Source organism: Vagococcus lutrae, from assembly GCF_023299185.1.
In the GTDB taxonomy this organism is placed as follows: Bacteria; Bacillota; Bacilli; order Lactobacillales; family Vagococcaceae; genus Vagococcus_A; species Vagococcus_A lutrae.
This window is the reverse complement of the sequence record NZ_CP097017.1, coordinates 1,190,288-1,204,132: the sequence shown is the minus strand read 5'-3', so window position 1 is coordinate 1,204,132 and position 13,845 is coordinate 1,190,288. Positions and strand designations below refer to the sequence as shown.

Annotated in this window: 11 protein-coding genes; 9 read left to right on the top strand and 2 right to left on the bottom strand. The window is 38.3% G+C overall.

Going from position 1 to position 13,845, the window contains the following annotated elements; genetic code table 11:
- The first annotated feature begins 136 nt into the window (after positions 1 to 136).
- From M2919_RS05740 to M2919_RS05730, 3 genes are read left to right on the top strand one after another with little or no spacing between them, the layout of a single operon-like run.
- A complete protein-coding gene (locus M2919_RS05740) occupies positions 137 to 1,399 on the top strand; it encodes a PTS transporter subunit IIC (RefSeq protein ID WP_222317066.1) in 1,263 nt (420 codons plus the stop codon).
- Positions 1,400 to 1,415: 16 nt separating this feature from the next.
- Entirely contained in the window at positions 1,416 to 3,035 is a 1,620-nt protein-coding gene (locus M2919_RS05735; protein ID WP_248848359.1) for a sulfatase family protein, read from the top strand.
- A gap of 11 nt (positions 3,036 to 3,046) precedes the next feature.
- Complete coding sequence (locus tag M2919_RS05730) at positions 3,047 to 4,156, top strand: anaerobic sulfatase maturase (protein ID WP_248848358.1); 1,110 nt, start codon at positions 3,047 to 3,049, stop codon at positions 4,154 to 4,156.
- A gap of 15 nt (positions 4,157 to 4,171) precedes the next feature.
- Here M2919_RS05730 and M2919_RS05725 read toward each other — a convergent pair whose 3' ends face one another.
- Positions 4,172 to 5,068 carry a mechanosensitive ion channel family protein gene (locus M2919_RS05725; RefSeq protein WP_248848357.1) on the bottom strand — a complete coding sequence of 299 codons (897 nt, stop codon included), beginning with the start codon at positions 5,066 to 5,068 and terminating at the stop codon, positions 4,172 to 4,174.
- A gap of 235 nt (positions 5,069 to 5,303) precedes the next feature.
- Here M2919_RS05725 and M2919_RS05720 point away from each other — a divergent pair, with 235 nt between their 5' ends.
- The 4 genes from M2919_RS05720 to M2919_RS05705 are packed head-to-tail and all read left to right on the top strand — an operon-like array spanning position 5,304 to position 10,484.
- The gene (locus M2919_RS05720; RefSeq protein WP_248848356.1) at positions 5,304 to 8,243 is read left to right on the top strand and encodes a lectin-like domain-containing protein; all 2,940 of its coding nucleotides are present in this window, start codon (positions 5,304 to 5,306) and stop codon (positions 8,241 to 8,243) included.
- A complete protein-coding gene (locus tag M2919_RS05715; RefSeq protein ID WP_248848355.1) occupies positions 8,240 to 8,611 on the top strand; it encodes an LPXTG cell wall anchor domain-containing protein in 372 nt (123 codons plus the stop codon). The genes M2919_RS05720 and M2919_RS05715 overlap by 4 nt, the downstream gene beginning before the upstream one ends.
- Entirely contained in the window at positions 8,592 to 9,440 is an 849-nt protein-coding gene (locus tag M2919_RS05710; RefSeq protein WP_248848354.1) for a WxL domain-containing protein, read from the top strand. Before M2919_RS05715 ends, M2919_RS05710 begins: the two co-directional genes overlap by 20 nt.
- Before the next feature lie 54 nt (positions 9,441 to 9,494).
- Positions 9,495 to 10,484, top strand: a complete 990-nt coding sequence (locus tag M2919_RS05705) for a DUF3324 domain-containing protein (RefSeq protein ID WP_248848353.1) — start codon at positions 9,495 to 9,497, stop codon at positions 10,482 to 10,484.
- Positions 10,485 to 10,513: 29 nt separating this feature from the next.
- Here M2919_RS05705 and M2919_RS05700 read toward each other — a convergent pair whose 3' ends face one another.
- Positions 10,514 to 11,371: a helix-turn-helix domain-containing protein gene (locus tag M2919_RS05700; RefSeq protein ID WP_248848352.1), complete on the bottom strand. Its 858-nt coding sequence runs from the start codon at positions 11,369 to 11,371 to the stop codon at positions 10,514 to 10,516.
- Positions 11,372 to 11,617: 246 nt separating this feature from the next.
- On the opposite strand from M2919_RS05700, the gene M2919_RS05695 reads away from it, so the two are divergent.
- Together M2919_RS05695 and M2919_RS05690 are read left to right on the top strand one after the other, a co-directional pair.
- On the top strand, positions 11,618 to 12,805 hold the full coding sequence (locus M2919_RS05695; RefSeq protein WP_248848351.1) for a glycine C-acetyltransferase: 1,188 nt from the start codon (positions 11,618 to 11,620) through the stop codon (positions 12,803 to 12,805).
- A gap of 19 nt (positions 12,806 to 12,824) precedes the next feature.
- Positions 12,825 to 13,766 (top strand): L-threonine 3-dehydrogenase, encoded by a 942-nt coding sequence (locus M2919_RS05690; protein ID WP_248848350.1) that lies wholly within the window; start codon positions 12,825 to 12,827, stop codon positions 13,764 to 13,766.
- Positions 13,767 to 13,845: the final 79 nt, after the last annotated feature.

Below are 13,845 nucleotides of genomic sequence, written 5' to 3'. Positions count from 1 at the left end.
ACGTAAGATCTGCGGATCTTACGTTTTTTTCTCTTTAAATAATGAGCCAAAGACAAGAAGTTATCCTTTTACAAAATAAAATAAAGATGATAATATTTTAAAAAAATAACTAAAATGATAGAAAGGAGGAATCATTGTGTCATTCATTATCGACGTGTTTTTATTCCCAGAGTTCATTATGGGGCTGATTATCTTAGTTGGAACAAGTTTATTAGGCAAATCTTGGTCAGAGCGTATTGAAAGTACTGTACAAACGATTCTAGGTTTTATGGTATTACAGATAGGCTCAATGGTAGTGGTCAATAGTCTAACTCCTTTTTCGGAGATGTTTGACAAGGCTTTTGGATTGACGGGTTTAATGTTGGAGGATAATGCTGTCTCACAATTTATTCAAATGGCGCTAGGTAAAGAAACGGCGCTCATTTTAGTTGTTGGATTTGTGATGAATTTAGTGTTTGCTCGTTTAACGCCTTTAAAGTTTATTTATTTAACAGGAAACATGTTATTTACTTCTGCAGCTGTTTTTGCTCTCGCTTTAAAACAGTTAGATTTGTCGCTTGGTTGGATTATTTTGGTGGGAGGTCTTGTGCAGGGCTTGTATAGTGTGATCTTTCCAGCTATTAGCTATCGGTCAGTAAAAGCGGTCACTAGAGAGAAAGAGCCCCTTGGTTTAGCTTTTCCTGGAAGTAGTTTAATTGCTTTTTCCAGTGCCGTTGGGGGTAAAATAGGGAAAAACTCTGCAGATGCTGAGGAAATACCATTTCCAGAGAGCTTGGCCTTTCTAAAAAACCGTTCTGTGACGATGGCTTTGGTAATGAGTGTTATCTTCACGATCACTTCTTTTTTTGTAAAACATGATGAAATGATGGAGATTTCTCAACATATTCATCCGATTATTTTTTCGATTGCGACAGCACTAGAGTTTACAGCCGGCGTCACATTGATTTTGTACGGAGTGAAATTATTCGTTCAAGAATTAGTTCCAGCGTTTAAAGGGATTAGCGAACGAATGGTACCGGGTGCTAAAGCTTCCGTAGGGGTTCCAATCTTTATGCCTTACGGAGAAAATGCGTTGTTACTAGGATTTATTGTTGCTTTTATTACCAGTGTTATTACCTTGTTGTTGACAAGAGCATTAGGAATCGTCATCTTACCATCTGTTACCGCCTTGTTTTTTGTTGGAGGTGTTTCGGGTGTCTTTGGTAATCGACGAGGTGGTTGGATTGGAGCGGTGGTAGCAGCAGTCATAACCAGTATCTGCTTATCGTTGACCGGTATTTTAGCGTATTATTTGTTGGCACTTAATCAACTCGATTTAACAGGATTGACACTTGGCTATCCAGATATTGTCTTAGTCGCTGCACTGATTAAAATCATCGGCCGTTTATTCGGTTTATAAATTAGGAGGGATTTTAATGGTTAAAAAACCAAATGTCGTGTTTATTTTTGTAGATGATGTCGGAGTGGGAGATTTATCGTGCTTTAATCAGCAATCTCAGATTAATACGACTCAGCTAGACCGTTTAGCAGAAAGAGGTATGCGTTTTGAAGATTCTCATTCTATTTCAGCACTTTGTACGCCATCGCGTTATGGCTTATTAACGGGGAATTATAGTTGGCGTTCCCCTCTTAAAAGCTATGTATTACCAGGGGACTCATTACCATTAATTGAAAATGAACAAAAAACAATGGCAGATATGTTTAAAGGAATGGGATACCACACCGCTGTGGTAGGGAAATGGCATTTAGGTCTAGGTTGGAAATTAAAAGAAGAAAAAGATTTTGAGGCATATGGACTAGATGCTAATGACTATCACGATCCAGAGCAACAAATGGGACGCGACGGCGATTTTAATATCTTATCAGGAATGTACGATATGGAAGGACTTGACATCGACTATAGCCAGGCGATTGAAGATGGACCGTTGACTAAAGGTTTTGATTATTTTTACGGAACACCCGCATCGATTGACCAGCCACCCTACGTCATTATTGAAAATGATCGTGTTTTAGAAGAGCCAACTTATGTGAGCGGTATTCCTAATATTGAACGTCAAAGTGGTATCCATCAACAAGAGTGGCAAAATGGAGTGATTGCACCTAGTTATGATCACACTGCTTTACCAAGACAAATGCAAGATAAGGTGCTAGAGTTAATGGAAAATTATAGCCATACAGAAGAGCCATTCTTTATTTATTATCCTGTTCATATTGCACATGGACCGATATTGCCAGATAAACCATTTGCAGGAAAATCAGGCATTGGCCCTTATGGGGACATTATTTTACAATTAGATGCCTATGTCGGAGAAATTCAAGATAAATTAGCAGAGTTAGGGATTGATGAAGATACAATGGTCGTCTTTACGAGTGACAATGGCGCAAGTGCTGTTGCGGATTTTCCGCATTTATTAGCACAGGGACATAATCCAAGTGCCCATTTTCGTGGAGAAAAATTTGATATTTGGGAAGGTGGACATCGAGAGCCAACTATTATGACGTATCCTAACTATATTCCAGCTAACAGTTTCTGTCAGGGACTAGTCGCTCATACTGATTTTTATCGTACTTTTGCAGATCTTATCGGTTATGAACTTCATAGTGATGAAGCACTTGACTCTCAATCAATGTTAGATTTATTACAAGAACCTGAGCAAACGGGACGTGAAACCTTAATTGTTACCTCAGCAAACGGTGCGTTTTCTATCCGCAAAGGTCCTTGGAAATTAGAGTGTACGGCAGATGAGGGGTCAAAAGTGCCAGAGATTAATAACCCAGAGGCTTTTCAGCCGGCGCAACTGTATCATTTAGAAAGCGATCCGTGGGAACATCATAATGTCATTGATGGGCATCCTGAAATTGTCGCTAACTTGATTGATGAAATGACAGCCATTGTTAAAAATGGCCGCTCAACGCCTGGACCGATACAAAAAAATGCTGCTAATCCGCCAACATTTGAATGGCATCAGTTAGCCTGGATGCCTGATTATGAAGCCTATGTAGCAGAGATAAATCAGGATTATCAAGAGAAGTAGGATCGTAAGAGATGAAACATATCACAGTTTTAATAAAACCAGCCTCATCCGCTTGCAACATTCAGTGTCAATATTGCTTTTACGCTGATGTCAGTGCACATCGATCGGTAAAAAGTTTTGGACGGATGAAGCAAGCAACGATGGAAAAAATGATTGCGAATATTTATCAAGATTTAGACGAGGGAGATGAAGTGACCTTTGCTTTTCAAGGTGGCGAGCCGACTTTAGCGGGATTAATGTATTATCGCCATTTTGTTGAGGAAGTGAAGAAACAGACACCCGTTTGTCGCGTTCACTATACTTTACAAACCAATGGAACGCTTCTAAATGAACGTTTTGTTCGTTTTTTTAAAGAACATGACTTTCTTATCGGTTTATCTCTTGATCCACTTAAAGAGTTACACGATCATCATCGCATTGATACGAAAGGGAGAGGCACTTTTTCTCGTGTCATGCAAGCTAAGAGGTACTTGGACAGTTATGACGTACCCTATAATATTTTATCTGTTTTAACTGCTCAGGCTGCACGTCATCCTCAAAAAGTTTTTCGTTTTATTCAGCGAGAAAACATCCGACATATTCAGTTTATTCCATGTTTGGATGATCTGGATAAAGGAAAAGAAAATCCTTTTATTTTGACACCTGAAGGGTTTGCTCATTTTTATAAAGGGTTTTATCCATTATGGAAAAAGGAATGGCAAAAAGGGAACTACATCAGTGTGAAATTTTTTGATGATTTAGTGACGTTGTTAAAGGCAGGCCGTATGTGCGCATGTGGAATGTTAGGTCAATGTCAAATTCAATATGTGATTGAAGCTGATGGGAGTGTTTACCCGTGTGACTTTTATGTTTTGGATGAATGGAAGTTAGGGAATATCACGGAACAGCCTTTACGTGAACTATTTGAAAGTGTTCCCGCACAGGCGTTTTTGACAGAAAAACGAACACTCTCTAAGATGTGTCAACGCTGTCCTTTTTATAAAATGTGTCGTGGTGGTTGTAAACGCCTTAATGATGCTATGTATGTAGATGAAACAGATAGTCATTGTGGTTATCAAGATTTTTTAACTCACTATCTTGAGGATTTGTTAAAAGTGACAGAAAAACCGTTTCTTGCTTAAGCAAGAAACGGTTTTTTAATCGTCTGTATGTAAATCAGAAAAAGTAAAACTAGGCAATTCTATTCCTTCTGAGTGAATGGCATCAATATATGCACCTAAAAAATCACGACGTATTTGTTTTTGGTCAAACACATCCGTGTATACGACACTGCGAATAAATAAATTACCGACACCCTTATCCGTTACTCCTAAGACTTTCGGCTTTTGAGAGATTCGGTCATCTTTGTGTTGAAGTAGTTCGTTGACGTCTTCCATAATTTGTTCGATACGATGGATATCACTGTTGGGGAGAATCCGGACATCAATAGTGACACGTCGGTCATAAAGTGAAAGGTTTTTTACGATATCAATCGATCCATTCGGGATGAAAATAGCTGTGCCATTATCCGACCGAATTTGCATACTACGAATACCAATGGAAATCACTGTGCCTTCAATTTCATCTTGTAGACGAATATAGTCACCTACGTTGATTTGTTTTTCAATTAAAATAAAGAGTCCTGTGATCACATCTTTAATTAGACTCTGTGATCCTAAACCAATCGCCGCTCCGGCAATCCCAGCCCCAGCTAAAATAGAATTAACTGGTACATCAAAAGTAGATAACACGCCATAAATAAGAAAAAATCCTAATAAATACCGATAGATATTGGAAACAAGTGAATGCATGGTTTTTACTCGGCCTTTATGATGACGCTTGGCAATATTTTGATCGCTAATGGTATTTTTAATAAAATACAACCCTCCTTTTTTTAAGGAAAAATATACAAGGATTAATAAACCTAACGTGATAAGTTTATGTAAAGTTGAGACGATAATCTCTTCCCATTTTATCCCGTTTAAGGCAATCATAAAATCATTTTTTATTCGATTATAAGTAGAATTTAAGACGTCACTTTTAAGTATGTACATAATGATAACTCCTTTTAAAATTAATTTTGGTATTTGTAATAAAACAATATAAGTGCCAGCGTTAAAGAATTAGTATAATAATCAAAATATACCTTAAAATATTATTATATTTTATTTTTAACTCATTTAAAATAATTATAATAAAAGAATTGACGATAATCATATTTTTATATTATTATGTTATTTAATCAATGTAAATAAAAATAACTAAATAGTTATTTGTCAGGAGGCAATGATGAAACGGAAAAAGTGGTTATCGTTGTTTATTGCAAGCAGTATGCTGCTAAATGCTAGTCTGCCTACAGCAAAAGTAGGAATACAATGGGTACAGGCACAAGGAGTATCTAGTGAGTGGCAAAAGGAGCTAGCCGATTATAATCAAGGACGGCATTACGCCTCTATCGAGTGGTTACTTCAAAAAGTCAAAGAAGAAAGTGCTGAAGACAGTGAGATATACCTGCAGGCGATAACGTTAGTAGACGTACTAAAGAAACCGTCACAAGAAACAGCACGTTTGTTTAAGAATACCGATGCAGTTCTATACGAGAAATGGCTCACCTCTGTAAAGGATGACCATGCCTCACTATATGAACAGTTTGTGGCACGTACCAAAACAGAAGTCCCAAAAGATGTGGAGGGTACAGAGGAAACAGACGCGACAAAGGAAATAAGCGAAGAATCAATTAAAGAAACCATCGAAGAAACGGTCGATACAAAAGATCCTACTACGACAGACTCTTCTGAAGAAGTAAGTGAAGAGACGGCAGGGGTAGAAACAAGTGATCAGACGGAAGAAGCTGACTCGCGAAAAGAAACATCTCTGAAAGAAAAACCAGTAAAAGAAGTTATTGAAAGCGCACCGAAAGGGCTTCGGCTATATGACTTGATGCAAAAAGCAGATACGAATAATAATAATAATAATAATGCACAGGTTGTAACAAACGGCGCTAATAATACCGATGTCGTCATTATTACGGATGACAAAGATGGAGGTCAAGCAGGGGCGATTTGGTCGGAAGAGGGATATCGTATTGATCTGCGACGCTCATTCCACCTGAAGATGAAAGTGTACCTTGGAAATAAAGGGAAAGATGCCGCAGATGGTATCACGTTTACGATGCACAATGATCCGCGTAAAGGAAAAGCTATCGGACACGATGGTCAATCTCTTGGTGCGATGGGGAATTTTAAAGGCAAAAAACCTTGGGAAGATGGGGTTATTAAAAATAGTTTTTCCATAGAGTTCGATACTCATCTGAATAATGATGGGAAGAATGAATCGGATAAGTATAATTTTCAAGGTAAAAATAAACCACATCCAGAGTATCATATGAGTATGTATTATCCCAATTTAATGAGTAGTTACACAGATATGGGTACTAAGGACTATTCTTTATTTCACGAGCGTTTTAGCAAACGTAAAAATGGATCGAGTACAGACAATAATAGGTTTTTAACATTAGACAAGTCACCCGCAGATGGAGCGTGGCATGATTTTAGCTTAGATTATGAGCGTATAGAAGTAGATACTGAGAAAGACGTTTGTTTTGGTGGAATTCCAAAGGGTCAAAGGTCTAAATACTCGTATCGCTTATCGTATACGTTTGATAAGAAAACGTATGAATTTTATGAAGATAAGAATGAGCAAGCAACAAATGAGTTAAAGAATCATCATGATAAGCATTCTTTAGAGTTAAATCGTTTAGGAGTAACGCGCGATCCAAGTGATGATTATGAGCTTTATAAGGATGAAACGGAGTTAACAGGAGACAATCCTTACGTTTACTGGGGATTAACAGGAGCGACAGGAAAGCAATCTTCTGTTCAAGCGGTCGTTTTTACGGAGTTACCTGATTTAGGTGCACCAACAGTCACTCAAGATGTGCTGAAAGAAGACGAAGGTCAAGATGTTTCTGTTAATGAGATTAACCCTAATACGACAAACTTGTCAGTTGAATCTGGTGATAAGCTAAAGTATCAGTATATGATTGACTTTCCGGAAGAAGGAAAGCAATCCATTCGTAATTTAGTGTTTGATGCTTCTTTTAATGACAAGATTGCTCAAAGTGTGAAGACAGAAGATGTCAAGATTACATATGAAAATCAAAAACCTGGACCAGGAGAAGAGAATGTTGGGCAAGTATTACCGGTTGAAAATTTAAGCTATGAAGATACCACCGGTAAGTTGCATATTGAAAACTTTCAAGCAATCGGTCCAGGTGACGGCTATCCGACTCGTGTAAAAATCGAAGTACCATTTATTGTTGACCAAGATTTTACTTTAGATGAAGACACTACTTTACAAGACAATGTGGTAATTGGTGGGACGTACGAAGATCAATCGACTTCACGCCAACTTTTGACCAATCAAGTAAAATATACAGTCAAGCCATTTGATGGCAAGATAACAGGAAATGCTATTGAGATAGAATCGAGAGACTTGATAAAAGAAGCAATTCATTTACAGAAAGCTCAAGTTTTAAAAGACCGTACCCTTATTCACCCTAATGAGTTAGAAACTCTGATTATCGAGAAGATTAAAAACGATGACGAATGGCAATTAGGAAGTATTCCTAAAGATGAGTGGGTAAAGGATTTGATAATATCAGGACTGGATCGTGTTACGTATCATCCAGGAGAGTATGGACTGAGAGCAACCTATAATAAAGGGCCCAAACCATATACTGACTTTCGTTTGATAGTTAGCGATGGTGCTTTAGAGATTAAGTCTGAGGGTGGGTTAGATTATCGACCTAAGATAAGTAGTCAGAAAAAACAGAGCGCTCTTTCAACTGAGGGGGCGACTGTCACAGTGACTGATCAGCGTTTTGCACAGGATGGTTGGCAAGTAGAGGTAAAAGCTTCGCCATTTAAGAAGCAAAATGAAGAGCAGGGAGAGCAACGTTTACAATTAAAAATAGCAGGAATGATACTTCAAAACGATACTTATATATGGAATGACGGTAACAATAAATCTACGTGCTTAGAGATTGACGGGAAACAGCCTAGAAATTCTAACGTATTCTTACCTATTGAATTATACATGGAAGACGCCTCAACTTGGGCGAGAGTTAAAGATAGCTATCACGCCACAGTTTCTTGGAATTTGTCACCTAAAACAAGTAACTTACCTCGTGTGACCTTGCCTAAAGCACGAGAGGAGGAGGCACCATGACAAGAACGTACAGGAAAGTGATTTACTACGTGCTTAGTGTCGGATTAATTTGCTTGAGCTGTGGGAGTTTCGGACAAGAAAGTCAAGCTGTGACAACAGAAGTGGGCGTTACTTTTTTAAATGATGGTTGTATCTGTCCGCCATCCAATCCAGATTTGCCAATCGTCTGTCCACCTCACGCACCACAATGTTCGACGCCTCCAGGTAAGTTACCACCAGGAAAGGGACGCCTCCCTCAATTGAATGAGCAACGCTCATCTTTGTATAGCATCATTGGAATAATGTGTATTGCCTTATTCTTTTTAATAAAAAAATATAGAAAAAAACAATCAAAGGAGATTGAAACGAATGAAAAAATTAACTGCTAATTTATTAATCGCTAGCACTATCTTAGGAAGCATCGCAGCTCCTATTGTAAAAGCAGAAGAAGAAACTCAAAAACCTGCTAATGTAGTAGAGACAAAAGCTAACGTGCAATTTACAGCAAATGATGAGGGAGAGACAACACCAGTTGACCCAGTTGAACCTGGAAATCCTACAAACCCAACAGACCCAGAAAGTCCAGGCGGACAAGAAGGCGGTATAGGTGCTCTTCGTATAGACTGGGCACCGCACTTTAATTTTGGTAAGAACGAGATTAAAGGCGGAGGAGATTTTGTTATTCCTGCGACACATTATGTGAACGAAAACGGAAACTCTATGCATTACTTTGTCCAAGTGTCTGACCTACGTGGATTAGATGATGCTAATTGGAAACTAGACGTTACTGCTAGCGCTCTTGAAAAAAAAGAGACTAAAGAAGTTGGTGTTGAAAATCAGCTAGAAGGTTCACAAATTAAGTTTACACCAGGAAGAATTTTAAATGATGGCATAGCTCAACTGGCATATGAAGAAAATTATAATGGTGTTAAATTTGAAAAAGTGCAAAAGATTGAATTTGGTACACAACAAACATTAATCAACGCTGAAAATAAACAAAACCCACGAGGGACATGGTCACTGGCAATGGAAAGAAATTCTGAACCATATACAGATGAAGAGTCCTCAGAAGACAGTAGAACGTCAGAAGTGACCTTGACAATACCAGCTAGTCAAGTCAAAAAAATCCGCAAAGCTACTTATCAAGCAACATTGAACTGGGAGCTATCATCTACTGTTTCAAGTGATACAAAAGGATTATTACCTGTTGCTAAATAGACAAAACGAGGTTACGGCCTCGTTTTTTCGTATGAAAAAATGAAAGGAGCTACTATGAAACGATATTATCTAGCAATCATCACGATGGTAGTGTTTTTTGCGGGAAATATGATGTCGGTACTCGCAGATGAAAATCGTATGAACTTTACTCCGACAGTTGAAAGTTCTAAGGGAAAGATGGATGAGTCGACAAGTGATATTAAATTAAAAGGAGAACCAGGCGAAACAGTCGTAGCACGCGTGCGTATTCGCAACGAAGCAAATGAACCGATTAAAGTAGTCGCACAAGTACACGATGCAATGACAAACGGACAAGGGATTATGACATATACGGGAACACGTGAGGTCTTAGATCCAGACTTTGCAGCATCACAATGGGCTAAGTTTAAAGAATCTTATTCATTAGACCCACAAGAAGAAAAAGTCGTGGAGGTTCCGATAACATTGCCGAAAGAGCCTTTTTCAGGAGTTGTCTTAGGTGGACTCTTGCTGGAACAAGAAGCTAAAGATACGGATGACATGATCAAAAATGTCTTTTCTTACAGTATCCCACTTTTAATTATCCAAGATGAGACGAATCTAGAAGCTCGCTTAGAAAAAGGAGGGGTTAAACCAGAGCTGACTAACGGTCGTAATGCTCTCGAAATCAGTGTGAAAAATCCTATTCGACACGTCTTACCAGAAGCTGATTATAAAGTATCCGTCACGCGACGAGATGAAAAAAAGGTTTTATATGAAGGTCATCTTGAAGATGTTACGTTTGCGCCTAATAACATGTTCATCTATGATTTAGAAATGGGAAAAGATGCTTATCAAGCGGGGGATTATACTGCCCATATTAAAATTCATTCACCTTATGGGGATTGGGAATGGGATGAGCCTTTTACGATTACAAAAGAACGTGCAAAAGAACTTAATCGTGACTCTATTAGTGTTGAAAAACCTAACTATCTTATCCCTATTTTAATTATAATCATCATTTTACTTGTCTTATTAGTGGCAGTGTTACTATGGAGACGACGTCATCAAACAGAAGAAAAATAAAAAGATCTGGCCATTATGCCAGATCTTTTTTATTTATGTATTTCCATTTCTAAGGCTTGATTACGAAATTCTTTAAAAGCTGCAAGGTATTGAAAAGCCTCATCTATTTTACTTGGATCTTGCATGACAATTCCTTTTAATAAGAAAAGCTCATCTAAGTAATACGTTACTTGTCGTTCTTGCGCCCAAGAGATTCCTTGATTAATAATGGTTAAAGCAAGGTCGTACTCTTGATAGCGTGTGTAAGATAAGCCAATCGTGTAAAAAACACGTACCAATTCGATATTTAAACGTTTACGTGAATGTTGTTGTAAAAAAGTGAAAGAGCGAGATAAATTAGACACGCCCATTTCTGTTTTATCCATTGCTAAGTATGTTTTACCTATTTCACATAGAATAAGGACTTCCATGTCTGTCACGAAGTCTTTGTCATGACTAAAGGTGTATTTCAGACTCTTTTGGAACATTTCGAGTATTTCTTCCGGTGCTTTTTGTTCCAAATAGGATAAAGCACAGGCGTAATAGTAATAAAAAATTTGCAACTCATCATCGGTCTTTAGAGATTTTTTAGGGTTAAAATTTTCTATAATACTTAGCAATTGGTGGTATTGTTGTGTTTGATGTAAATAACGCATTTGTTTTAAAACATCTTTAGTTTGGTTTTTACTATGTATGAAAGTGGTATCGTCAGAAGAAACGATATCATCTAATGAAACATTTAAACGGTGACAGAGTTGTTGCATGATAACAACATTAGGAATAACGTCGTTGTTTTCAATGCGGCTTAGCATCGCTTGCGAACAAATATCATGTGCTAGTTCTTTTTGAGATAGATGCTGATGCTTACGTATTTTCTTTAATTTAGTGCCGTATGTGTAGCGATTCACCGATTTTCCCTCCTATTTTTTGGACATCATCAATTAGAATAGTATTATTTTAACTTATTTTTCTAGTAATATCAAACAATAATAAAGTAAGAATGTTATAAAACATAGAAATGACTAAATTGATAACAAATTATTTCAATGTGATTAAAAAAGCAACAGAATGACGGGTGACCCCTTACACTTTGATTAAAATTTGTTACAATAGGAATGGGGTAAACTGAGCAGAAAGAAGGAGGCTATTATTAAATGAGTAAAGAATTAGAACAATTTTTAGCTGAAGGATTAGCAGAGCTGAAAGATAACGGTATGTACAATGAAATCGAGCCGCTATCCAGTCCCAATGGGCCGATGATTCAAATTGGAGAGAAAGAGTTAATTAACTTGTCTTCCAATAACTATCTAGGACTGGCAACAGACTCATCGCTAAAAGCAGTAGCAAAAGAAGCGATTGATGAATGGGGAGTGGGTGCAGGGGCCGTCCGCACGATTAATGGGACGCTTGACTTGCATTTAGAGTTAGAGCAAGAGCTAGCGAAGTTTAAAGGAACCGAAGCAGCCATTGCGTATCAATCAGGATTTAATTGTAATATGGCAGCTATTTCAGCTGTGATGGGTAAAGGAGACGTGATTTTATCAGATGAACTAAATCATGCGTCTATTATTGACGGCTGTCGTTTATCAGGTGCGAAGATTGTTCGTGTGAAACATTCGGATATGGCCGATTTACGTCAAAAAGCTCAAGAAGTCAGAGAGTCGGGTCTTTATAAAAAAGCTATGTTCATTACAGATGGTGTCTTTTCAATGGATGGAGACATTGCAAAGTTACCAGAAATTGTGGAGATTGCGAAAGAGTTTGACATGATGGTATATGTGGATGACGCACATGGTTCTGGTGTTTTAGGTAAAGGGCATGGAACGGTAAAACATTTTGGTTTAGAAAAAGAAGTAGAATTCCAAATTGGAACCTTATCAAAAGCAGTAGGCGTTGTAGGTGGTTATGTTGCTGGAAGCCAAGCGTTGATCGATTGGTTGAAAGTCCGTTCGCGTCCGTTTCTTTTTTCGACTGCCGTCACACCAGCCGATGCAGCAGCAGCAACCGCAGCTTTGCGTCGTATAGACGAGCATCCTGAGTTGAATGAAAAACTGTGGGAAAATGCGCGTTATTTTAAAGAAAAACTAGAGGCACTTGGTTTTGAAACAGGGATTACAGAAACACCCATCACGCCGGTAATTATTGGAGATGAACAAGCCGCTCAAGATTTTAGTAAACGACTCTACGAAGAAGGGGTTTATGTGAAATCGATTGTGTTCCCAACCGTACCAAGAGGGACAGCTCGCGTTCGTAATATGCCGACAGCGGCACACACAAAATCAATGCTAGATGATGCTTTAGCGGTGTATGAAAAAGTAGGGAAAGATTTTAACCTAATCTAATCTAAAGGGGACATTTATTTTGGAAAAAATACTGATTACAGGGGCATTAGGTCAAATAGGTTCTGAATTAACGCGTGCGTTACGTCAAAAATATGGGGTAGAGAATGTCATCGCAACGAGTCTTGAAGCAGATGAAACGTCTGATATTGTGACAGAAGGTCCTTTTGAGGTCTTGGATGTCTTAGATTACGAGCGGTTTTTAGCGATAGCTCGTGAGTATCAAGTAGATACAGTCATTCATTTAGCAGCCCTTCTTTCAGCTGTTGCTGAAGGGAATCCTCAACTGGCATGGCAAGTGAATATGGGAGGCTTATTAAATGCTTTAGAAGTCGCTCGTGAATGTCAGGCATTATTTTTCACGCCAAGTTCGATTGGAGCATTTGGTCCAGATACACCAAAAGATCAAACACCACAAGTGACGATTCAACGTCCTACGACTATGTATGGGATTAACAAAGTAGCAGGTGAATTGTTATGCGACTACTATCATCAAAAATTTGGCGTAGATACGCGTGCGGTGCGTTTTCCAGGGTTAATTTCTTATTTAACCCCTCCAGGTGGTGGAACAACGGACTATGCGGTTGAAATATTTTACGAAGCATTACGGCACAATCACTATACCTGTCCATTAGCTAAAGATACGTGGTTGGATATGATGTATATGCCAGATGCGATTCAGTTGATTATTGATTTGCTTGAAGCGGATGGCGAGAAGTTACAACATCGCAACGCTTATAATGTGACAGCGATGAGCTTTACGCCAGAGATGTTAGCACAAGCCATCCAAAAGGTGCGTCCTGAGTTTACCATTAGTTATGAGGTCAATCCGATGTTGCAAAAGATTGCCAATAGTTGGCCAAATTCCTTAGATGCGACGTGTGCACGTGATGAATGGGGCTTCAACTGTCATTATGATATAGACGCCATGGTGGCGGATATGTTGGAAAATGTGAAGATTTAAAAAAAAGCAAGGGGAATCCCTTGCTTTTTTATATACACAGTATCATCAGTCCAGAGTTAAGAAAAAAGGCTATCGTTAG

Excerpts from the sequence above, each read along its gene's own strand:
- M2919_RS05735 (WP_248848359.1), top strand. The coding sequence starts at position 1,416 with ATGGTTAAAAAACCAAATGTCGTGTTTATTTTTGTAGATGATGTCGGA.
- M2919_RS05730 (WP_248848358.1), top strand. The coding sequence starts at position 3,047 with ATGAAACATATCACAGTTTTAATAAAACCAGCCTCATCCGCTTGCAAC.
- M2919_RS05725 (WP_248848357.1), bottom strand. The coding sequence starts at position 5,068 with ATGTACATACTTAAAAGTGACGTCTTAAATTCTACTTATAATCGAATA.
- M2919_RS05720 (WP_248848356.1), top strand. The coding sequence starts at position 5,304 with ATGAAACGGAAAAAGTGGTTATCGTTGTTTATTGCAAGCAGTATGCTG.
- M2919_RS05715 (WP_248848355.1), top strand. The coding sequence starts at position 8,240 with ATGACAAGAACGTACAGGAAAGTGATTTACTACGTGCTTAGTGTCGGA.
- M2919_RS05710 (WP_248848354.1), top strand. The coding sequence starts at position 8,592 with ATGAAAAAATTAACTGCTAATTTATTAATCGCTAGCACTATCTTAGGA.
- M2919_RS05705 (WP_248848353.1), top strand. The coding sequence starts at position 9,495 with ATGAAACGATATTATCTAGCAATCATCACGATGGTAGTGTTTTTTGCG.
- M2919_RS05695 (WP_248848351.1), top strand. The coding sequence starts at position 11,618 with ATGAGTAAAGAATTAGAACAATTTTTAGCTGAAGGATTAGCAGAGCTG.